General features: G+C 35.6%; 23 protein-coding genes and 1 pseudogene. 5 read left to right on the top strand and 19 right to left on the bottom strand.

Annotated elements, in window-relative coordinates:
* Positions 1-6: 6 nt before the first annotated feature.
* The 5 genes and pseudogenes from AC3WVZ_RS02295 to AC3WVZ_RS02275 form a co-directional block, all read right to left on the bottom strand.
* A complete protein-coding gene (locus tag AC3WVZ_RS02295; RefSeq protein WP_000275641.1) occupies positions 7-312 on the bottom strand; it encodes a PTS sugar transporter subunit IIB in 306 nt (101 codons plus the stop codon).
* Position 313: 1 nt separating this feature from the next.
* A complete protein-coding gene (locus AC3WVZ_RS02290; protein ID WP_000774631.1) occupies positions 314-634 on the bottom strand; it encodes a PTS lactose/cellobiose transporter subunit IIA in 321 nt (106 codons plus the stop codon).
* Positions 635-827: 193 nt separating this feature from the next.
* A pseudogene (locus AC3WVZ_RS02285) lies at positions 828-2197 on the bottom strand (IS1182-like element ISBth7 family transposase); the annotation flags it as partial.
* Between the two features lie 139 nt (positions 2198-2336).
* Complete coding sequence (locus tag AC3WVZ_RS02280; protein WP_227078143.1) at positions 2337-4277, bottom strand: BglG family transcription antiterminator; 1941 nt, start codon at positions 4275-4277, stop codon at positions 2337-2339.
* 29 nt (positions 4278-4306) lie between these two features.
* On the bottom strand, positions 4307-5392 hold the full coding sequence (locus tag AC3WVZ_RS02275) for a DUF871 domain-containing protein (RefSeq protein WP_050821658.1): 1086 nt from the start codon (positions 5390-5392) through the stop codon (positions 4307-4309).
* Between the two features lie 319 nt (positions 5393-5711).
* On the opposite strand from AC3WVZ_RS02275, the gene AC3WVZ_RS02270 reads away from it, so the two are divergent.
* Both AC3WVZ_RS02270 and AC3WVZ_RS02265 read left to right on the top strand, forming a co-directional pair.
* A complete protein-coding gene (locus tag AC3WVZ_RS02270) occupies positions 5712-6914 on the top strand; it encodes an MFS transporter (protein ID WP_233935952.1) in 1203 nt (400 codons plus the stop codon).
* A 351-nt stretch (positions 6915-7265) separates the two neighbouring features.
* On the top strand, positions 7266-8921 hold the full coding sequence (locus tag AC3WVZ_RS02265) for a Na/Pi cotransporter family protein (protein ID WP_000456278.1): 1656 nt from the start codon (positions 7266-7268) through the stop codon (positions 8919-8921).
* A gap of 37 nt (positions 8922-8958) precedes the next feature.
* Here AC3WVZ_RS02265 and AC3WVZ_RS02260 read toward each other — a convergent pair whose 3' ends face one another.
* Complete coding sequence (locus AC3WVZ_RS02260) at positions 8959-9954, bottom strand: YhdH/YhfP family quinone oxidoreductase (protein ID WP_001016960.1); 996 nt, start codon at positions 9952-9954, stop codon at positions 8959-8961.
* A gap of 314 nt (positions 9955-10268) precedes the next feature.
* Between AC3WVZ_RS02260 and AC3WVZ_RS02255 the strand changes: the two genes are divergently transcribed.
* Complete coding sequence (locus AC3WVZ_RS02255) at positions 10269-11468, top strand: LCP family protein (RefSeq protein ID WP_000437390.1); 1200 nt, start codon at positions 10269-10271, stop codon at positions 11466-11468.
* 148 nt (positions 11469-11616) lie between these two features.
* Positions 11617-12057 carry a hypothetical protein gene (locus tag AC3WVZ_RS02250; protein ID WP_000642362.1) on the top strand — a complete coding sequence of 147 codons (441 nt, stop codon included), beginning with the start codon at positions 11617-11619 and terminating at the stop codon, positions 12055-12057.
* A gap of 32 nt (positions 12058-12089) precedes the next feature.
* Here the strand turns inward: AC3WVZ_RS02250 and AC3WVZ_RS02245 are convergent, their stop codons facing one another.
* The 11 genes from AC3WVZ_RS02245 to AC3WVZ_RS02195 form a co-directional block, all read right to left on the bottom strand.
* Positions 12090-12854 (bottom strand): sulfite exporter TauE/SafE family protein, encoded by a 765-nt coding sequence (locus tag AC3WVZ_RS02245; RefSeq protein WP_233935951.1) that lies wholly within the window; start codon positions 12852-12854, stop codon positions 12090-12092.
* Between the two features lie 33 nt (positions 12855-12887).
* On the bottom strand, positions 12888-13367 hold the full coding sequence (locus tag AC3WVZ_RS02240; protein ID WP_000437719.1) for a DsrE/DsrF/DrsH-like family protein: 480 nt from the start codon (positions 13365-13367) through the stop codon (positions 12888-12890).
* Between the two features lie 60 nt (positions 13368-13427).
* Positions 13428-13724 carry a rhodanese-like domain-containing protein gene (locus AC3WVZ_RS02235; RefSeq protein ID WP_000661797.1) on the bottom strand — a complete coding sequence of 99 codons (297 nt, stop codon included), beginning with the start codon at positions 13722-13724 and terminating at the stop codon, positions 13428-13430.
* A gap of 14 nt (positions 13725-13738) precedes the next feature.
* A complete protein-coding gene (locus AC3WVZ_RS02230; RefSeq protein WP_142408428.1) occupies positions 13739-14098 on the bottom strand; it encodes a rhodanese-like domain-containing protein in 360 nt (119 codons plus the stop codon).
* Between the two features lie 38 nt (positions 14099-14136).
* Complete coding sequence (locus AC3WVZ_RS02225; RefSeq protein WP_002182462.1) at positions 14137-14367, bottom strand: sulfurtransferase TusA family protein; 231 nt, start codon at positions 14365-14367, stop codon at positions 14137-14139.
* Positions 14368-14394: 27 nt separating this feature from the next.
* The gene (locus AC3WVZ_RS02220) at positions 14395-15525 is read right to left on the bottom strand and encodes an MBL fold metallo-hydrolase (RefSeq protein ID WP_000351647.1); all 1131 of its coding nucleotides are present in this window, start codon (positions 15523-15525) and stop codon (positions 14395-14397) included.
* A gap of 38 nt (positions 15526-15563) precedes the next feature.
* Complete coding sequence (locus AC3WVZ_RS02215) at positions 15564-16124, bottom strand: sulfurtransferase TusA family protein (protein ID WP_000023952.1); 561 nt, start codon at positions 16122-16124, stop codon at positions 15564-15566.
* Between the two features lie 88 nt (positions 16125-16212).
* Positions 16213-16476, bottom strand: coding sequence for a metal-sensitive transcriptional regulator (locus AC3WVZ_RS02210; protein WP_000456206.1), 264 nt, complete (start codon positions 16474-16476; stop codon positions 16213-16215).
* A 184-nt stretch (positions 16477-16660) separates the two neighbouring features.
* Entirely contained in the window at positions 16661-18325 is a 1665-nt protein-coding gene (gene cdr, locus AC3WVZ_RS02205; protein ID WP_065381827.1) for a CoA-disulfide reductase, read from the bottom strand.
* Positions 18326-18526: 201 nt separating this feature from the next.
* Positions 18527-19111 carry a DUF3238 domain-containing protein gene (locus tag AC3WVZ_RS02200; protein ID WP_233935949.1) on the bottom strand — a complete coding sequence of 195 codons (585 nt, stop codon included), beginning with the start codon at positions 19109-19111 and terminating at the stop codon, positions 18527-18529.
* Positions 19112-19246: 135 nt separating this feature from the next.
* A complete protein-coding gene (locus AC3WVZ_RS02195; RefSeq protein ID WP_000247265.1) occupies positions 19247-19831 on the bottom strand; it encodes a DUF3238 domain-containing protein in 585 nt (194 codons plus the stop codon).
* Positions 19832-19977: 146 nt separating this feature from the next.
* On the opposite strand from AC3WVZ_RS02195, the gene AC3WVZ_RS02190 reads away from it, so the two are divergent.
* A complete protein-coding gene (locus tag AC3WVZ_RS02190) occupies positions 19978-20448 on the top strand; it encodes a MarR family winged helix-turn-helix transcriptional regulator (protein ID WP_000372891.1) in 471 nt (156 codons plus the stop codon).
* 108 nt (positions 20449-20556) lie between these two features.
* Here the strand turns inward: AC3WVZ_RS02190 and AC3WVZ_RS02185 are convergent, their stop codons facing one another.
* On the bottom strand, positions 20557-21819 hold the full coding sequence (locus AC3WVZ_RS02185; RefSeq protein ID WP_233935947.1) for a neutral/alkaline non-lysosomal ceramidase N-terminal domain-containing protein: 1263 nt from the start codon (positions 21817-21819) through the stop codon (positions 20557-20559).
* A 107-nt stretch (positions 21820-21926) separates the two neighbouring features.
* Positions 21927-23345 carry a stage V sporulation protein SpoVR gene (gene spoVR / locus AC3WVZ_RS02180; RefSeq protein ID WP_001202693.1) on the bottom strand — a complete coding sequence of 473 codons (1419 nt, stop codon included), beginning with the start codon at positions 23343-23345 and terminating at the stop codon, positions 21927-21929.
* Positions 23346-23503: the final 158 nt, after the last annotated feature.

Below are 23503 nucleotides of genomic sequence, written 5' to 3'. Positions count from 1 at the left end.
ATATAATTATGCTAAAGCTAATTGTTCTGCTTGCTTAAGCACCTTCAAACCATCACACATGCCATAATCTCGTTGGTCTATAATCGCAACTGGTATATTGTATGAATTTGCAAGAAACTCTACAGCTGGAAATAAATATTTCACCTGTGGGCCAATTAAAACGACATCGGCTTCCTTAATTTCAAGCTTCACTAGTTCTGAATCAACTGCCTTAATTTTATAATTCTTCCCCTGTTTCTTTGCCTCTTCTTGCATTTTTCTTACGACCATACTCGTTGACATACCTGCTGCACAACATAATAAAATGTACATCTTATACGGTCACTTTCTCTTCTACTCGTTTATGAAGAGCAATAAATTCTTCAGCCAGTTCTTTCACTGTAATTGCATTCATTAAATGATCTTGTGCGTGCACCAACAGTAAACTAATTTCTGCATGATTTCCTCTTGCCTCTTCTTGAATTAAATCCGTTTGAATACGATGCGCTGCTGAAATTTCCTCACTAGCAAGTTTCATCTTTTCACCGGCATTCCCGAAATCCCCTTGTCTTGCAAAAGCAATTGCTTCAAGCGCAGCACTTCTCGCATTGCCACCATGTAAAATTAACGCAAATGGAGTTTGCATATCAGCCATTTTAAATTCCCCCAAGCTATATGTTTTCTATATTTCCACCTTATTATGAAAACGCATACAATTAAACATAAAAAACTTCCGTTATGTAACGGAAGTTTTTACAGAGTGTTGGGAAACCCTTTAGGGTTCCCAACACTCTGGAATCTTTTTTGATTTTAGCGAATAAAAACAACATAAAATAATAGAATTTTAAAAAATAGCCCTCCACCTGACCCTTTTTGGTCAGGTGGAGGGCTATTTTTTTCATGTTTTGACAAGCTGCGGTGAGATAAGCTTGCATTTGGACAGACTTCAGCCCTCGAAACCGGGCATAGCGGTAGCCATGTAGTTCTTTGGCGTCTGCAAAGCTTCGCTCTATAGTGGAACAGCGTACTTTATACAACCTTTTCCCTGTAGCTGTTAGCTTGTTTTTTCTAGCAATATCCTTATATTTCTCCCACACATGATGAGTGATAACTTTTTGTTTTTGTTTCTTTGAAAAGCACACCTCACGTAACGGACAAACAGCGCAGTCTTCTGGATTCGATTTGTATTGACGGTATCCTTCACGATCAGTTGTTACATATTCTAGAATACATCCCATCGGACAAGCGAAAACATTCATTTCTTCTACATATTTAAATTGGCTTTTCGGTACTTCTTTATTCCGTTTTCCAAATCGGCGATACCCCATCACCATAAATATATTCCGTTCTGATAGTTTCTTACAGATATATCCTGTAAAATAGCCAGCATCAAGGGCAACAGCTTCTACTTTGAAGTCGAATTTATCAATCTGAGCTTGGAGGCGTGCTAAATACGGCTCGGAATCTGCCATATTTCCAGCCGTTACATAGGTATCTGTAATAATATTGTACTTCGCATCAGTCGTACGATGATCCAAGAAATGAAAACCATTTGGTTTTCCATCTCTCATTAAAAATCCACTATCTGGATCCGTTGTACTTATACGAGTTTTTTTGGTAGGGGTATCACTTTCCTTTCTAGGTTTTAATTCTTTTTTCCATGTACCTCACGATCTTCGATTACCGCAGCTTCTAGCTCGTCTATATAAAACTTTGCTTTTTCTTTTTTATATTTATGTACAAATTTATTTTTATTGGCATTGGCCTTAATATGTGTAGAATCTGTCATCAGTGCACGTCCTCCTACCATCCGGTGCTCCGTCGCTTGTCTCACAATCTCATCAAAAATTTCTTCGAAAATATTTGTATGAATAAAACGAGTACGACGATTCCAACTGATTGTAGAGTGATCCGGAATAGTATCCGATAGAGAAAACCCTAAAAACCAACGGTAGGCAATATTCGTTTTAATTTCCTTTTCCAATTGACGCTCAGAACGAATACCGTAAAAATATCCAATAAACATCATCTTAAATAAAACAATAGGATGAATGGACGGGCGTCCATTGTTTTCACAGTAATAAGGGCGTAACTTCTCTTCAATAAAATCAAAACTAATTGTCGCTTCAATTGCACGAAGGAAATGATCTTGTGGAACCAACTCTTCTACAGAAACAGATACACGCTCATCACGATGATTTTTTAAAGCACCCATCATAAAAAATCTCTCCTTTTCCTCTTTTTTATCAGTGTTGACACATAAAAAGAGGTTCAGACACAAAAACAGGCTGTGGAGAAGACTTTCTCCACAGCCTGAAAAAACTTCCGTTATGTAACGGAAGTTTTTATATACTTTTTCAAAATGATAATAAAATCTCTTGAAAATCTTCAATTACCTCGATCTGAGTAAGTTTCTCTATCGTAGTTTGACTAGACATAATATCATATAAAAAATCATAAAGCCTTTGCAAATCTTCATTATTATTGCGCTTTACACTAAATAAAATAATTACTTGTACTTTTTTATCTCCCCAATCAACAGCCTTTTCAAGTGTGCAAAACATCAAAAAAGTTTCCTCACTTAATAACTGCATCGGATGCGGGATTGCAACTGAATTCCCAACCGCTGTCGGAGACGTATTTTCTCTTTCCATAACAGAAGCATAAAAGTTTTCTGGTACATAGCGTTTCTCAGCAGCTTTCTCACATAAAAACTGAATAACATCCTCTTTCGTAGAAGCACTATAATTTAAAAAGATTAAATCTTCCTTAATATAAGGCTGCACACTAGTATTCACATGCGTAAACAACCGCTGACCAATCGATTTAATCTCTTTATCATCAAATATTGAATTCACTTTTATAACTGGAACAGGCAAGCCACTCGGTATATGAATCGTACTAATAATACAATCTATTTTTTCTTTATAAAGATCTTCTACTTTCAATTGATAATAGCCTGTAATACCTACAATCTCTAATTTATCTCGGAACTGTGATAAAATTTTATATTTTAATAGTTGGGCACTTCCTTGACCAGTCGCACAAACTAATAAGCATCTTTTCTTTTGATTTTGCTCCTGCAAACGGCTCATAGCTCCACCGAAGTGAATTGCAATATAACCAATTTCACTTTCAGGGATCGATTCACCCGTATATTCACCAATGATATCTCCAACGAGAACCGCAATTTCAAAAGCATACGGATAATTCTTTTTCACTTCTGCCAAAAGAGGATTTCTCGTATTTAACTTATACTTCAAACGATTTAATAACGTTTTTAAATGAATACCAAATCCAAATAATAATTCTTCATCATAATAAAAAATAAGATTCCGTTCTTCCGCTACTTTAAAAAGAATATATTGCATAAATGCATATATATCTTTCCCTAATAGCTCTTCTATATTTTCATAGCGATTTCTCGTTGTAACAGCAGTACTTAATAAATGCATCGTCACATATAATACTTCTTCTTCTGGAAATGAAAATTTTAATGCTTTCTCTAAATCTCCTAAAATCTGCTTCGCAATTGTATATTCTTTCTTTATTATAAGTTCTGATTGCTCCGCATGCAGTCCTTTCATATAATGTTGACTTTGACAACGCTTTAATGCGATTGCAATATGAATGACTAAATTATCAATTTCTATATCAGATAAATATATTGTTCCGCCTTCAATATACTTTAATATAATTGAACGAATGAGTGATATATGCGGTAGCGATAAATATGTCTCCGTCTGCTCAAATTGCTCATGAAACGGAGTATGGTCATAACGCGGTAAACCATATTGTGATAAACAAGAACGAATATTAAATTCCTCTCCAACAATACGTATACCATAATACGGTCTCTTCTCAATTTGTAATTTATAGCGACCACATATATCTGTAACATCTTTCATAATTAAATTGACCGTTGATTTGCTCACATACATCTCTTCCGCTAATTCTGAAAGCTTCACATATCCCTCTGTCATTAAAACACGCTGCAGAATGTACGCTATTCTTTCTTCATAAGAAGTTGGGATCTTTTCCGTCTGTTTTTGAAATAGACTCACACAAAAGTCTTCAAATTTCTTCTTTTGTATAATTTCTAATTCGTACCCAGTCCCTCTTTGCGATTCGATTTTCGCTCCATTTTCTTCCAATATATCATTTAATAATTTTATATCCTTTTGAATCGTCTTCGTCGATACATGTAAACGGCCCGCTAAAAAAGCTCGATTTAACATCGATTTCTCTTCTAAAAATTCCTCTAAAATAGAAATTAATCGCTGATGCACCTTTGTCATAGCTCTTCCTCTCGCTCTTTATATTCTCTCTATTTCTTTAATGTAAATCCGAATTTATCCCATGCTTGTAAATAGTCTAGTAAGAAAATCTCTTCTTCTACAATTCGACCAACTACATTTGTTTTTCCTGTATTCACCATATCTTTTAATGCAATTTGTAATTCGCCTTTATACTGACCATATTGTTCATTATCAATTAATAAATCCCCACGCTTAATTTCACGCGTATTATGAGGTTTAAACTCTTCTTTTTTATATTTCACACGACTTTGTGTAGAACGAATCATATATTCAGATACATCTCCGCGATAAAAATGTGGTTCGTTTAATACGATAATTCTTTCTAGTTCTGTCGTTGTATCATATATTTCTATATCAAATGTTTGTTTCTCTTTATTTAATGCACCTAGTGCTTGTAATTCTTCTGACGCATATGCGTTTGCAATAATAACATCATCAATTAATTCCGTCGCGAATAAATGTTTCGCCTGTGTTGTCATCGGTAATTCACGATGCTGCTCTAATGTACATAACCCTTCTGTTACTGGCCAAGGTCCATATGTTGCATCAAATGATGAAATAAAAGCAGCCGTTCTCATACCGTAATCTTTAAATTGTTTCGAGCATTTAATGAAATGATCGTATGATAACCCTGAATAACGATGCGGATAAAAATTATGACAACCAATTAAATTTTCACGATTTGGTCTATGACTCATAATGTTATCTACATACTTCGTACCATTGCTCATATTAATCTCAATTTTCAAACCATACGGATTATAAGTCATAATTGATTCTTCTAATCCTGAAAAACCAACATCTAAACGAATACCGTACGCACCCAATTCATGGAAGAATGATAAATCATTATACGAAATACCTAATTGTTCAAAAACAGATGGACTAATATCCACTAATACTTGGAACCCTAATGCATTCGCATGTGAGATCGTTTCTTTAAATTCTTCAATAATTTTCTCTTTTTCTCCATCCACAGATAATAAACATGTGAACACACGTGTAAACCCATATTTACTTGCTAATGTTAAATACTCCTTATCTTTCTCTACTGTTGAATGTTCTGGATAAATAGAAATACCTAATCGTCTCATATGTACACGCCTCTTTCTTCATCATATTGTAAACCTTTTCAAATATATGTAGTGAAAAAGTATATATCCCCTTCTTGTTCACTACTCCTTTGAATCCGCTTTCTTTAAAGAAAAAACAATTTCTATCATTCTTAACACCTACAAGTCTATACATCTATACTTTACATCTTTTTTTCATAGTTGTGTAGCCTTTACACAAATTTGTCAGTTTTTCACCTTAAAAATTGTTATCCGTTTTCAAGACACCTTCCTTGACTGTTGCATTGGCCAATACATATACTCGAAAGAAAAGAGAAAATTTTATATAGGGGATGAATATATGGGAGAAGCAATACTCGTAAAACGAGAACCGTTATGGACAAAAGAGTTTGTTGCTTTAATTTTTGCAAACTTATGTATGTTTTTAGGGTTTCAAATGTTAATTCCAACCTTACCTGTTTATGTGAAAGAAATTGGTGGCACAAGTTCAAATATCGGATTTGTTGTCGGCATGTTTACCGTTGCGGCACTTTTTGTTAGACCGCTAACTGGGAACGCCTTGCAAAAATTCAATAAAAAAATCATTTTAATGACCGGTACTGCTATTTGTTTACTCGCTATGGGCAGTTACCTTTTCGCCTCAACTATTTTTCTCTTGCTTGCTGTTCGTATTTTGCACGGAGCTGGTTTCGGTATTACAACGACTACATATGGAACTGTCGTTTCTGATTTAATTCCCTCAGCTCGCCGCGGAGAAGGCATGGGATATTTTGGTCTTTCTGGAACACTTGCAATGGCCCTCGGTCCACTTATCGGACTATGGCTTATGCAAACATATAACTTCACAATTCTTTTTTTATGTGCATTATCGTGCACAATTGTTTCATTAATATTAACGAAACTACTTCAAATCCAAAAAACGAAACAGCCTCCACAACAATCATCTAGTACTTTTCTCGATGGATTTATTGGGCGTAAAGCTTTACTTCCTTCATTATTAATATTATGTATTACATTAATGTACGGAGGAATCGGAAGTTTTATCACACTATTTGCTACAGAAGTCGGCATAGCTGATATTAGTCTCTTCTTTTTATGTAACGCACTAGCAATCGCTGTGACTCGTCCATTCTCTGGAAAGCTATATGATGCGAAAGGCCATACATTCGTCATCATTCCGGGAGTTATTATAACGTTTACAGGTATTATTTTATTGTCGTATACGACGACAATTCCGAGCTTAATTATTGCTGCAGCATGTTACGGAAGTGGTTTTGGAGCGATCCAACCTGCACTACAAGCATGGATGATTGACCGCGTAGCACCGCATCGACGCGGCGTAGCAACTGCTACATTCTTCTCCGCATTTGACCTTGGAATCGGCGCTGGAGCGATTATCTTTGGATTTATTGCTCACTTTACAAACTATGCAACTGTATATCGTTACTCCTCTCTATTACTTATTGCTTTTCTCTTCATTTACATTACAAGCATAAGAAAACAAAAGCATGGCGATAAAAACACGGAAAAAGCTGCTGGATAATTCAGTGGCTTTTTTATCATGTTAAAAGAATTGTTTTCCCTCATTTTGCTGTTCTAAAACTACATGCATTTCCCTACATATTTTTTTTAAGTTCATCAAAAAATATACGATGAACTTGCAGACGCTTTCCTTGATATTCGACTGAACAACATTATTCTAAAAAGTGTGATTTCTTTACAAAATTAAGATTTATACAAGATAAAAACCAATGAAATGCAGTTGTTTCTTTAAGGGATTGTAAACTTTTATTCCCTTTGTAAATTTAGTGTAAATTTTACTAGCAAACCGTTTACAGTGACTCAAGGTTCAGTTAATAATTACATCGTACATGAAATTTAAGGAGTGGAATGCGTGGAATATAATGTTCAAGATATGATCTTCCAGTTCATTGGTGGATTAGGTATTTTCTTATTCGGGATTAAATACATGGGCGATGGACTGCAACAAGCAGCTGGAGATCGTCTTCGCGATATTCTAGATCGTTTTACAACAAACCCACTTATGGGTGTACTAGCAGGTATGTTAGTTACTGTATTAATCCAATCCAGTTCAGGAACAACCGCTTTAACAGTCGGACTTGTAAGTGCCGGATTTATGACATTAAGACAAGCAATCGGTGTTATTATGGGTGCAAACATCGGTACGACAGTTACTGCATTTATTATCGGAATTAAAATCGGAGAATATGCTCTCCCAGTTATGGCAGTTGGAGCAATCTTACTATTCTTCTTTAAAAATAAAAAAGTACATTCTGTAGGTCAAGTTGTATTCGGTTTTGGTATGTTATTCTTCGGTTTAGAATTAATGAGCGCAGGTATGAAACCTCTTCGTTCTTTAGAATCATTCCAAGAATTAACAGTGAGCATGAGTGATAATCCAATTTTAGGAATTGTTGTCGGTACAGTCTTTACTTTAATTGTACAAAGTTCAAGTGCAACAATCGGTATTTTACAAGAACTATTCGGTCAAGGTGCAATCGATTTACAAGCAGCTCTTCCTGTATTATTCGGTGATAACATCGGTACAACAATTACAGCTGTATTAGCAGCAATCGGTACTTCAATTGCAGCAAGACGTGCAGCATTAGTTCACGTTATCTTTAATATTATCGGTACAATTATCTTTACAATTTTATTAATACCATTTACAAGTTTAATTCAATATTTCCAAACATCATTAAACTTGAATCCAGAAATGACTATTGCATTTGCACACGGAACATTTAACGTAACAAATACAATCATTCAATTCCCGTTTATTGCAGTGTTAGCATGGATCGTAACAAAAATTATTCGTGGTGAAGATGCAGCGATTGACTTCAAACCACAACATTTAAATCCAATCTTTATTGAACAATCTCCAGCCATCGCTTTAACTGAAGCTCAAAAAGAGATTATCCGTATGGCTGAGTTCTCATTACATGGATTAAAAGAAGCAAATCAATTTTTAAATACACAAGACAAAAAACACGCAAACATGGCTACTCAATTAGAAGGAGCTATTAACAATTTAGATAAAAAAATTACCGAGTATTTAGTTTTACTATCAGAAAAGCCACTTTCACCTACGGATTCTGAAAAACATTCTGTTTTAGCAGGTGTTGTTGGAGATATTGAACGTGTCGGTGATCATGTAGAAAACCTTGTAGAACTTGTAGATTTCCAAATTTCAAACCGTGTTTCACTATCAGATGAAGCATTAGCTGAATTAAACGAAATGCTTGAGTTAACAATTTCAACACTGCAAGACTCAGTTGAAGCTTTAACAAACTTCGATACTGAACTAGCTCAAACTGTTATTGCCAAAGAACGCAAAATCGACCAAATGGAACGTGTTCTTCGTAAACGTCACGTATTACGTCTAAACGAACGCAGCTGTTCAGGTGATGCAAGTATCATCTTCGTCGATATGGTAAGTAACTTAGAGCGCATTGGCGATCACGCTGTAAATATCGCTGACGGTGTTTTAGGTGAACAAGGAAAAATCAATCTAAAACAATCATTATAATAAGAAAGAGACGCTAACTTAAGCGTCTCTTTTTTCATTATATTTTAACAACTGTTCTTCCTTTTAACTTTCCTTGCAATATAAGTGCAAACTTCTTCTCTAATTCTTCTAATGTACATTCTTCTGTATAAGATAGTAACTCTTTATTTCCCCATTCTTTCGCTAAAAGCGTCCAAACATCTCTTCTCACATCTACTGGGCATTGCACGGAATCTATCCCTAAAAGGCTTATACCTCGTAAAATAAACGGATATACCGTTGTTTGTAGTTCCTGGCCTGCCACATTACCGCATGTCGTTACACAACCACCATACTTTACTGTTTTTAAAGCTGTTTCTAGCATATGTCCACCTACAGTATCGATAACTCCCGCGTATATCCCTTTTAACATCGGTCTTCCTGATTCATCATTCAATTCCGCGCGATGAATCACCTTTTTCGCTCCTAGACGTAGTAGCATATCTTCCTCTTCCATTTTTCCTGTCGCTCCTACTACGTTAAACCCTAGCTTACTTAATATACTAACAGCTACACTCCCTACGCCGCCTGTAGCACCCGTTACTAAAACATCTCCCATACTAGGCTTGACTCCTGCTCCAATAAGCTTATATACCGACAAAGCCGCAGTAAAACCTGCTGTCCCATACATCATACTTTCCTTTAATGACATTCCTTCCGGTAAAGGCACGACCCAAGATGATGGCACGCGAATATATTCTCCGAAACCACCAGAGGTATTCATACCTAAGTCATATCCCGTTACAATAACTTGATCTCCTGCTTTAATGGTAGCATCTTCACTACTCACAACCACTCCTGCAGCATCAATTCCTGGCGTATGAGGATATGTTCTCGTAACACCCTTATTACCAGTAGCTGAAAGAGCATCTTTATAATTTAATGAAGAATAATGAACTTGTATGAATACGTCTCCTTCAGGTAAACTACTTACTTCTCTCTCAACAACTTTTCTTACAAACTGATGATTTTCCTTTTCGTTCACAACGATTGCTCGGAATGATGTATGATTCATTATGCTCTCTCCTTTATCCGTAAAGTTCTTCTTTATTATATAGAAAAACTTAGTAAACCTACTCGTTTCTTCTTGGCTATATTTCAACAAATCTTACTTCTCTATCACTTTCTCACAATACATATTTTCATTTCTACTAAAACAACTTATACTTATTCTACATCTCAAAAATATAATATAGAAAATCTGACTTTTTATAAATATATTGAATTTTTACGAAATGTAAATGTTTTGTAATGTTTTTTTTCGCTAAATTTCATTATAATAAGTGGATATGAGTGTCGTATTTCAATCCAAATGAAGGAGTACAGGAAATGGAGCAAAACCCATCTTTGCAAGAAAATACACGCAATAAACCGAAAAAAAATAAGAAAAAAATAAAAATTATTATAAGCGCTATACTATTCGTTTTATTAATAGGCGGCGGTTATACTTGGTTTTTAGTAAATAAAGCATCTTCTGCTGTTCGAAATGCCGCACACGATTTAGCACGCGGTGATAAATCTGATTTACGTGATAAGGCTGTAAAACCTATTACAAACAATGTCTCTGTTTTAATAATGGGTGTTGATGAAAGCGATGTCCGTGGAAAAGAATATGGTGAAGCTATAAGAACAGACGCGCTTTTACTTGCAACATTTAATAAAGATAGCAAAACTGTTAAACTATTAAGTATCCCACGTGACACATATACTTATATTCCAATAGAAAAGAAAAAAGATAAAATTACACACGCTCATGCATTCGGTTCTGCTAAAAACGGAAAAAATGGTGGACCACAAGCAAGCATTGATGCAGTTGAAAAATTAATGAATGTTCCTGTCGATTATTTTGTAAAATTCAACTTTAAATCATTTATAAAAATCGTCGATGACTTGGGCGGTGTTGAAGTTGATGTACCAGTTGAATTTACTGAGCAAGATAGCAATGATAATGCTGAGGCTATTCACCTAGAAAAAGGTGTTCAAAAGCTAAATGGCGAAGAAGCTCTTGCTCTTGCTAGAACAAGACACATCGATAGTGATGCAATGCGTGGACAACGTCAACAACTCGTTATCGAGGCTATTTTAAAGAAACTAACAAGTGTTGGTTCTGTAACAAAAGTTGGCAACATCATTGATGATATTAACGGCCAATTCGTTACAAACTTAACATTTGATGATATGCTGTCATTCTATAAATATGGATCGGATTCGGAAATTGAGAAATTACAAATCCAAGGTGATGATTGCTATATGGCAAAAGGTGACGATACTTGTAGCAAATCTGCTGGTGGTGGTCGAACTTACTACTACAATCCAGATAAAAAAGAATTAGCTAATGTTACAAATGAACTTCGTACTCATCTTGGACTACCTGCATATACAAAGTTTGACTCAGACTCTGATTCGAAAAAGACAAAAGAATCTAAGTCTGAAAATTCAAGTGAACGCGAATCAAGTAACAATGAAGTGAAAAATAAGAACAAAAATAGCAGTGAAGATACAGAAACATCGTCTAACGACAATGAATAGTAAAGAAGCCGTACTCTATGGAGGTAGAGTACGGCTTCTTTTTATTTCTTCAGAATTAAAAATCAGAACTTTCTAACTATCTTTTTTAATATTTTTAAATTATAATAAATAGTAGCAATCTATTCCAATTATCAGGGGGCTCATACATATGAAAGCTGCAGTAAAACATAACATCTCAGATTTTAAAGACTACTTAAAATCCAACGATATATACATGGAAGAAAATATAGATGAAAATGATGGCTCTGTTCATTTTTCAGTAGGATTAGAGACTGAAGCTGGCGCAAAAATTCAACTTATCGCTGCTTTCCAAAACGAACATCCTACGGTGGATATATACTGCTTCAATGTTGCTCACGTACCTGATGCAACATCAACAAATGATATTTTACATGTCATCAATGAATTAAATACATCTTATCGCTTTGCAAAATTCACATTAAACAAGCAAAATGCAATTGATATTTCAACATCTCTTGCATTCTCAGAACCAAACTTTAATCCAGCACTTGTCTTTGAACATACGAGAATGCTATATAAATTAGCGAATGACGAATATAAAAACTTAATGAAAGTTATTTGGGCATAAATAAAAGGATGGGCTGCAAGCAGCCCATCCTTTTATTTCGATATCATATCAATCCACATCTTAATAGCAGTGCCGACAATTAAAATCGATAACATATATTGTAGTACTTTTTGATTTATCCTCTTCCCGACTCGCGCTCCAAGTGGCGCAGCAAATATACTTGCAACCGCAATAATTAGAGCTGGAATGATAACTACTTGTCCAGTAATCACTTTTCCAGTCGTAATCCCTACTGAGGAAATAAACGTAATAGCGATAGATGTCGCTATCGTCATGCGCAATGGTAATTTTAAAATAACTAGCATAATAGGAACTAAAAGAAACGCACCTCCAGCTCCAATAATGCCCGAAACACCTCCTACAATAAACGCTAACACACTTGCTAACCATTTATTATATTTCAATTCATCACCATTATTTCGTTTCGGTACGAACATCATAATAGCAGCAATTGTTGCTAACGCTGCATAAACAACATTGACCGTATGTTCCTCTAATGCATTAGCACCAAAACTACCTATGAAACTTCCTATTAATATACTAGCTCCCATATACACAACGAGCGTTTTATCCATATCATTACTTTTCCGATAAGCCCATGCCCCTGCGAAAGTTGCAAAGAATACTTGCACCGCTGTAATACCACTCACTTCATGTGCAGTATAGCCAGTAAATCCTAGCAATACCGGAATGTATAAGATCATCGGATAATTAATAATCGCACCGCCAATTCCAACCATTCCTGATATAAACGATCCTATAAACCCAATTATAAAAAGTAATACGACTAAACTCACCTTATATCCCCCGCCTTCTAAAAAGAAGGTGATTTAAATGAATAAATTCACATTCCCATCCGAAGCATCTGCTAAATAAGCTCCTACTCCTGCAAACTCTACCCCTTCCATAATCTCTTCCTCTTTTAACCCTAATAAATCTACTGTCATTTGACAAGCGACAAGTTTAATCCCCTGTTCTTTCGCCAAATCAATTAAATCTGGTAACGGCATCGCATTATGTTTTTTCATAATACCTTTAATCATCTTTGGTCCCATACCAGCAAAATTCATTTTAGATAATCCCATCTTATCAGCGCCGCGTGGCATCATCTTTCCAAACATTTTTTCTATGAAAGTTTTCTTTACCTCTACATGTTCATCTTTCCTTAAAGCATTTAATCCCCAGAAAGTATGAAAAATAGTTACCTCTTGATCATACGCCGCTGCACCATTTGCAATAATATAAGCAGCCATCGCTTTATCATAATCTCCGCTAAATAAAACGATTGTTGTTTTCTTCTGTTGTTCCATGTTGTTTTCCCTCCAATTACCTATAGGGGTATTTTTATTTTTATAAAAAATTGTTTCGCCCTATTCTACTTTACCTTCCCACGCTAACATACCACCTACCATATTGATCACTTGAAAACCGTAGCTCTCTAAAAATTGAACAGCTCGTGCACTTCTTCCGCCAGAACGACAAACGATAATATACTCTTTCTTTTTATCCAACTCATGCATACGAAACTCCAATAGTCCTAGTGGAATATTACACGCTTCTGGAATTTTCCCTTCAGCTACTTCTTCTACTTCACGTACGTCTACGATATTTACTGCTTCTTTACGTAACAATTTTTCTTCTAATTCTTTTGCTGTCATTTCTTTCATTTTACATTTCCTCCTCACAAACCATTCATACCGCCTGAAACATTGATAACGTGCTGAAATCCTAATTTTTTTAATACCTTTGCTGCTTGTTTACTTCTCATTCCACTCTGACAAATAACGATTACTTCCCTATTCTTATCTAATTGATTTGTCTTACTAGCCAAGTCATTTAGCGGGATATTTTGAAATCCTTTCATATGATTTCCTCTATATTCACCTACTGTACGGACATCAATAAAATACTTCCCCTTTTTCCCCACTATACTTTTCAATTCTTTGCCATTTATATTTTGCACACCTTTCACTGGTAAAAATCGTGAAATAACAAACCCTGCAGCAAGTACAATAAAAAGCGTACTTAATATTGTGTTCATATAACCAACCTCTCTATATTTACAAAACTATTGCTTCACTACGCCTTCCTAATCCAAAACTTCAGCACATCGCCTTCTTCTTCAAGCTTTACGATGTCATGGCCACATTTATTTGCCCACGCTGGAATATCCTTAACTGACCCTTTATCCGTTACATGTATTTCTAACACTTCTCCAGTTTGCAAAGTATCCATTGCTCTCTTTGTTCTTACAATCGGCATTGGACATGCTAAACCTTTCGCATCTAACACTTGTTTTATATTCATCATCAATTCCTCCATTTTTTATTTATTTCATTATTCGTGCACTGCACAACGATTTGGACCAATCTCCATTTCACGCTCTTTATCCACACTTGGGTGAATTTTACCCATATTGGTTTGACGAATTTCTTCATATGCATTTGGCTGAGGTGGTAAGTTTTCTGTTACAACTTTACGGAACTCTCCCTCATCCTCAATATTTAATCCTGCATTATGCTCAAATAAATCTTTTAATTTTGCGCTAACAATACCACTTTCGTTCATTTCACTTACTTTTGAATAATGAGCCGGTAACACAACTAAATTTTGAGATAGCTCTTTATATCGGCTATACAAAGTATTACGTAAATCACTCACCCAATCTTCAGCCTTACCAGCAAGATCAGGACGCCCAATTGAATCTACAAATAAAATATCGCCTGATAATAAATAAGAATCATTTACAATGAATGACGTACTTCCAATCGTATGCCCTGGTGAGTATAACGCGTCAATTTCAATTTTAGTCCCCCCCACCGTAATAACAGATCCTTCAACGAGCGGTTCGTATGAGAAAACGACTTCCTCCGCATCTTTTGGCGGTAACCAATACGTACCCCCTACTTTTTCCGCTAACTTACGTCCTCCAGAAATATGGTCTGCATGTAAATGTGTATCCATTACATTCGTAATCGTAACAGCATGCTCTTTCGCAAATTCTTCATATGCCTCGGCTGTCCTTACCGCATCAATAACTGCTGCTTCACCGTTTGAAATAACCATATATGATAAACAACCTTTTCCAAGACGGTTAAACTGATACATACTTCCGCCATCTTTTAAATCTCCCACTTTTATAGGCTTTACATATTCACTCCAAGCCTTCATACCACCAGATAAATAATAAATATTTTCTAATCCAGCCTCTGTTAATTGCTCTGCCACAAATATAGAAGACCCTTCTTTTGCACATACTACTAAAACATCTTTATCTTTAGGTAGTTCACTGACAATATGATCTACACCATCTAACAAGTCAAAATAAGGTTTATTAATAGAAGAAACTTGTTTCCCTTCAATTTTCCAATCTTCATAATCCGCCTCATTACGAACATCTAAAATGAATAACTCTCCGAATAAAACTTTCTCTGCAACATCTTTTGCTTGTAATGCTTTAATATCCATCTCATTACCCCCGTAGGTATATTTTTATTTAAAAAATTTTATTTTTCCACATTCCCTTTCCACTCTAACATGCCTGGGATGACATTTTTCACATTTGCATAACCTTTCTCTTTCAACATGTGGCAAGCTACATCACTACGGTTACCAGTTCGACAAATAACATAAATTTGCTTCATCTTATCTAATACTGCGCTGTCTAATTCACCTAATGGCACCGAAATGGCGGATGGAATATGGCCAAAAGCAAATTCCGCTGCTTCGCGAACATCTAATACAATGCTCTCTTCTCCATGAGACAATATAGACTGTAATTCTGCATTCGTAATTGTATGTGGATATTTCACAACTTCATTCACTTCATGCTCGTTTGCTTTCCTAACATAATGCACCAATACATCACCCTCGTGTTTCGTCCCGATATATTGATGTCCTACTTTACTAGCCCAACTTTTTATATCTACCGTAGATCCTTTATCTGTTGCCTTAACTTCAATCACTTGCCCTGGTGCTAATCCTTCTATCGCCTTCTTCGTTTTCACAATAGGCATCGGACAAGCCAAACCTTTACAATCTAAACTCATATCCACTTTTATACTCATAATCGATTCCTCCACAATTTATATACATATACCTATAGGGGTATATTGAACCGTTTTTGAAAATCTGTCAACACTTACGTTTGACAGATTATCGGCTTTTTACAAGTAATTGAACGGCTTCTTTAATTAACTCTTCATTTGAACCATTTCCACTTTCAAACTGTTCACGCAAACATTGCTCTAAATTCGTTCCAACAACGAGTCCAATTGTACGATCAAGTGCAGAACGAGATGCCGTTAACTGTGTAATAACCTCTCGGCAATCTTTTCCTTCTTCCATCATACGAAGCACACCACGAACTTGACCTTCAATACGTTTCAATCTATTTTTCATATCTTGATTATATTCCATCCTATAATCACCTCATTACCATTATGTCACTATTTATAACCTATGACAATATATTATACCCTATAGGGTATTTTGTAAACCTCTATTTTTATTTTTCGCCTTATATGTTCGCAAAACAAAAAGTAAAACCTTAATCTATAGGTTTTCATCTTCCACTAAATCTTGAAATAGAAAATGAAAAATATCAATATACAACACGTTCTGGCAATACTGTCCCATACAATTTAAAACCACCATCTACATTCTTTACCTTATATCCCTTTTCCATTAACATACGCGCTGCAACATACCCTCTCATACCAAGTTGACAAGTGATATATATTTCTTTGTCCATTGGCACTTCATCCAATCTATCACGTAATTCATCTAACGGAATATTAATAGAGCCTTTAATCATTCCTTGTTTTAGTTCATTGGGCTCCCGAACATCTATAAGATATCCACCATTGTCAACAATACGATCTATTTCATGCCATTGTACCGTTTCCACAAAACCATCTACTATATTACTTGCGGCATACCCCACCATGTTTACTGGATCTTTTGCAGAAGAATACGGCGGGGCATATGATAATTCTAAATCTGGTAAATCGATTACAGTTAAATTTGCCTTCATTGCCGTTGCAATAACATCGATACGCTTATCTACTCCATCACGCCCTAAAGCCTGTGCTCCGTAAATTTTTCCGCTATCTTTATTAAAAATTAATTTTATTAGCACTGGCGTAGCATTTGGATAGTATCCTGCATGAGAATTTGCCTGTACATGTACTACCTCATAGGGTATATTTAATCGTTTTAATATTTTCTCATTTACTCCAGTCGAAGCAACTGTTAAATCAAAAACTTTAGCCACAGAAGTTCCCATCGTACCTTTATATAAAGACTCCGTATGGCCATGAATAATATCTGCTAACATACGACCTTGACGATTAGCGGGCCACGCTAAAGGAATCATCGTTTCTGTTTCTGTAACAAAATCTTTCACTTCAATCGCATCACCAATTGCATATACATATGGGTCAGATGTTTGAAATTTCTCATTTACCTTTATCGTTCCTTTAACTCCTAATGATAATCCTGCATCTTTCGCTAAACTACTCTCTGGTTGTACACCAATTGCTAAAATAATCATATCTGTTTTTATAACTGAGCCACTTTTTAAACGTACAACAGTCCCATTCTCTTCTAACGCATCTACACCATCTTCAAAAACAAGCTCAACATTGTGCACCTTCATATGCTCATGTACATATGCCGCCATTTCGTAATCAATTGGTGGCATCACTTGATTTGCCATCTCTACAAGAGTAACCTCAATCCCGCGTTCTCTTAAATTCTCAACCATTTCCACTCCAATAAATCCTCCACCAATAACCGTCGCATGACGTGGTTTCTTCTCATCAATATACGCTTTTATACGATCTGTATCAGGTACATTTCGTAACGTAAACAACGCCTTCGCTTCTTCAATGCCCGGAATAGGTGGAACAATTGGTTTCGCCCCTGGTGAAAGAATCAAAACATCATATTCCTCGTTATATGTTTCATCTGTAGTTACATTCTTTATCGTAATTGTTTTCTCTTCTTTATTAATCTTTACAACTTCACTCAATACACGTATATCTAAATTAAAACGTTTTGACATCCTTTCAACAGTTTGTACTAATAACTTTTGTCTTTCTGTAATGACACCGCCAATATAATATGGCAATCCACAGTTTGCGAACGAAATGTATTCACCGCGTTCAACCATAATAATTTCATCTTCCTCACTTAAACGACGAAGCCTTGCAGCTACTGATGCCCCGCCAGCAACTCCGCCTACTACTATAATTTTTCTAGACATATGTCAAACCTCCATACTATTTATTATTTAATTCCCTCATATATCACACATATAAAACCTATACCTGTACGGGTATATAATAAATTATAAAAAATTTAATTTCAATCAATATGTCTTTCACAAATTTGAAACAAAAAAAGAACTTAGATATTTCCAAGTTCTTTACGAATGAATCAATCCATCGTTCTATTATCATACTTCCTATAATCTCTTTGTAAAACTATACTCCATGTTCCCGCCTAGGGCTGCCGCTGTATCACCAGTTTCTCTAAAATCATGTGTATATATTTTTTCAAATGAACCGAAATCTACTTGCTTATAAAATTCAAAACAAGGGAATCCATCATGCTCCCCTTGAATATCAATACTACCATCCTGTTTCACACATACATTTAATACATAATCCACAGGAGGTGCATATACATTTAATGGATTACTTGCACTCGCACTCATTTTGAATTGCACACCTTCAGAATTCCATGTGATATCAGTGCACACAATATTTTCTGTACTTGCTTTCCCTGTTCTTTTACTCACAGAACCATCTGGACTTGTAATCTTCTCGGTCGTAATACCCGTGTTCGCATATGAAAACACTTCTTCTTTATAGAAATCAACTACTACCTCTTGCTCAACTCTAGAGTGCATCGCATTTACCGCATACGGTGTGAATTCACGTGAATCACCTTCGAATTGAATTACTTTTTCTGTTTCCATATCCTTCTTAGCCTCAGTCCAAGACATTGGAATAAATACACTGGCTCTAATTTTCACGATATTAGTCATAAGAAACACCTCTATAATTTTATTTTAGATGCTGAATGCTTATTAAATAAAACAGACCATAATTTCAATCCTAAAACCAATAGATTTCTCTTTTACTTTTCTATTTCCTTCTAAAAAATAGCGCTATATTTATGTTTAGACTGTCGTTTTAAAGCTATATTCCATCTCTCCAGCTAGTGCTGCTGGGGTATCATCCGTTTTTCTGAAATCATGTGTGTATATCAATTCAAACGAACCAAAATCTACTTGTTTATAAAATTCATAGCAAGGGAAACCATCATGTACACCTTCAATATTCACAGTGCCACTTTCATTAGCACGTATAGTCAAAAAATAATCAGCTGCAGGTGCTGCTGCGTTTAAAGGATTACTTGCACTTGCTCTCATTTCAAATGAAACTTCATCTTCACTCCATACAATATTTGTACATACAATGTTTTCTGTACTTGTTTCTCCCTTTTGATACTCAATTGAGCCATCTGAATTTGTAATCTTCACGGTGACGATACAAGCATCTGCATATGTGAAAATTTCTCTTTTATAAAAATCAATATTCACTTCTTGTTCTAATCTTGAACGCTTTGTGTTCACAGCTTGTGGTGTAAACTCACGTGCATCTCCAGCATATTCAAACACTCTTCCTGTTGCAGGGTCCTTAATAGGTTCCAGCGATGCATACGGTGCAAATACACTCCCTCTAATTTTCACGATATTAACCATGTGAAACCTCCATTGATTCTATATTATATAAATCATTATTTGTTCTACCGACATAATATAGTCAATTTGATTGACTATATTATGTATAGTACAATAGACATTACATATAGTCAACTTAATTGACTACAAGCGCGGAGGTTATATACATGGATCAAACATTTAACGAGTTAGATCTTACATCGCTTTTATCATTATCATTTAGCACATTAATCACTGAGCTACATGACAAATTAAGTGAATTAGGATTTGAAGATATTAGGCCAGCACATGGTTTTATGTTCAAACGCATCCTTCCTAATGGGGCAACTGGTATAGAGCTAGCTGAGTATTTGGGGATTTCCAAACAAGCTGTAAGTAAAATGGTGGATTCTCTTGAGAGTAATGGCTACGTTACACGCAAAACACACCCTACTGATAAAAGAGGTAAAATCATCGTTTTAACCGAACGTGGTTTGTCAGTAATGAAAGTAAAAGAAGAAATAGTAGCTGAAATAGAACAGCGATGGATTGAAAACATAGGTATAGAACGAATGCAAATACTGAAAGAGGATTTAACAACATTCGTTACTAAAGAAAATACAGAGAAATTATCATCAAATATACGACCTGTCTGGTAAACAAAAAACGAATCCATTTTGATTCATCTTCTTCAAAATGGATTCGTTTTCTACAGATGTATTAAAAATCATTAATTTCTTTAAATTTTATTCTACTAAATATATTTTTTACGCGTTATATAATTCCATAACTCTCTTCACAACCAACTCCGCAGTATTCTCCTCCGGTGGTATCAATAAATTCGTAACCGATCCATACACAACAGGGCTTAATTCCACTTCATACCCACCGTATAAGAATTCTTCCTTCGTTGGTAAATAACCAATATATCCATTCGTATATCCACCAAAGAAAGCTAATTCATTTTGAAGATTCTCTTTCACTTCTAATGCCGTTTCCGAAAAAGGTTCCATCGGTAAACCTGAAAACATACCATCATTAACTTGAAATAACTGCACTTCTAAATCAATACTTAACCGCCGAATACCTTGCTCATATTTCTCTAAAACGATAGTAAGCCATTCATCCGTATTCACGCCCCACTGCTTCTCGGCTAATCGAGCCATGCTTCGTATCTCATCAAATTCAGGAATATCCTTCAACTTCATTTGCATCATACTCGAAACTGTCCTTAAATTTACAATTGAGCTATATGTAACTGTTGGCAACATCATTAATACATGTCCACTAAGTAAATAGGCCATTTGTTTTAACGCTTCACTTGAACCGCGGTACTTCGCATTCACATTTCCAGCGGCACCTTGAACGATAATAACAGGGCAGTTCACTATCTGCTCTAAAATCTCTCTCGTCATTCCAGGATAATCCGCTGATAATTCATCACTATCACCTTTTAAAACATTAGGATGCGCAGTACCAAATACTAAAATCCCAGATAACTCCTTCGTTTCAGCATCTCTTATTGCTAACATACCAATTCGCTTATCTACAACACCATCTATATTTGTTCCCATCTTCGCTCTTCCATCACATGTTCTCTCTCTTCGATTTACCCCAATATCACCTGTCGTAACACCCCAGCCAACTTCACATAGCTTCAAGTTGTTATTCGCAGTAATAGCACCATGCACTACATTATTTACTAAAATCGTTTTATACGACTGCACTAGCGGATTATCACCGACTGTCTCTGGACCGGAATGCGTATGAGTATAAACAACCGTTATTCGCTCAAATGGCACATGAAGCCTACTTGCTACTCGCTCACGAATCATATTCGTATCTTCTACTAGCATCCCAATATTATCAATACTTATAAACACAGTCTTCATTTCATCTTTTTCAAATACAAAAACTGTCCCGTAAATACGTTCTTCAACATTATTTATGCCTGTCTCTCTATGATATCCGACAAAATCAATACCTACAGGCGGCGTAATATCAACCTTACATATCCCTACTTTGCTCATTTAAATCACTCCATTTCTCTATGTAACTCCCTTTTTTCAAGAATAGCATATTTAACTTTGTTCCAAATAAAAAGAACGGACACAGTATCCTATGTCCGTTCTTCCCCTCACACATACTTCCGATGCACCATCTTCCCATCATAAGAAAACACAACGCCCTTACTCTCCACAATCGACTCCATATGCACCGTTCTTCCCCATAGCTGATGAAGATATGGTAATACTTTTTCTAAGTATTTTAAATCGAGCTCGATTCCTTCGTAACTATGTTTAATGTATAATTCTCCGTTCTTTAAGTAGTCTCCATCTTCTACCACTAAGTACGGGAACCCACCATTTGTCCGCATATTTACGAGTTGATCACGCACATTCTCCCATTCTTTATCTATTACTTTATATTCTTTTCCTTGGCGCTGGAATAAGTACATATCTTCTCGCATAACAAGATCTTTATTTAAGTAGTTTCTTAGGAACGATACGTCCCATTCAATTTCGCGTACTTCAAACATTTTGTCACGGCCAGATCCTGGTTTTACGCCTCGTCGTTTCATTTCTTCAGTCGGATTATTGTACCGTTCTTCAATATCTTCAAAGATTTTAATACCGAGGTAGTATGGATTAATACTTGTTTTTGATGGCTGTACAACACCTGCATTTAATTTCGCAAATTCAATTGCTTCATCAGAGGTTAAGTCCATTTCACGAAGTATGCGTTGATGCCAGTAGGATGCCCAGCCTTCGTTCATGATTTTCGTTTCAAGCTGTGGCCAAAAATATAACATTTCTTCGCGCATCATCGTTAATATATCACGCTGCCAATCTTCTAACTCACGGCTATATTCTTCAATAAAGAGCAGTAAATCTTTCTCTGGTTGTGGTGGAATTTTCTTCTTTTTACGCACATTAGAACGTTCCTGCTTTTTATTGCGATTATCTAAATTCCATAAATCATCGTATTGCGACACCTTTTTCTTTTCTACTTCTTCATCTTCTAAATCATCAATACTCCATGCGAGCTTCGGACGCATAAGCGACGGATCAATATGCTCTTGAATGGCAAGTACGGCATCTAAAAATGTTTCTACCTCTGCCTTTCCGTACTTATGCTCATACGCTTTCACACGGTCCGCTGTTGCCGCCATACTCTCCACCATGTCTCGCTTCGTATTTGAAAAACGAATATTATTTTTGAAGAAATCACAGTGTGCTAAAACGTGCGCTACAATTAATTTGTTTTGAATTAAAGAGTTCGTATCTAATAAAAAGGCGTAACATGGATCAGAGTTAATAACGAGTTCGTATATTTTACTAAGTCCTAAATCGTATTGTAATTTCATTCTGAAAAATTGTTTTCCAAAACTCCAATGTGAAAACCTTGTCGGCATCCCATATGCACCAAATGTATAAATAATTTCCGCTGGACATATTTCATAACGCATCGGATAAAAATCAAGCCCAAATCCAGTCGCAATTTCCGTAATTTCCGCAATCGCATATTGCAGTGCTTTATCATCACTTGCTCTCATTATTTTCCCTCCTTACACTTTCCCTTAAGAAAGTGTATGATGAAGAACAAGCTTTCATGAAAAATAAACGTAGTTACTTCATTTATTCAATTTAAAGATTTAATATCCCCATCATTCATCACCTATTTATAAATCAGAAGGATATTCAGCTACTTGTC

The organism is Bacillus sp. CPT56D-587-MTF (genome assembly GCF_058792335.1).
This window is presented reverse-complemented; position numbering and strand designations above follow the sequence as displayed.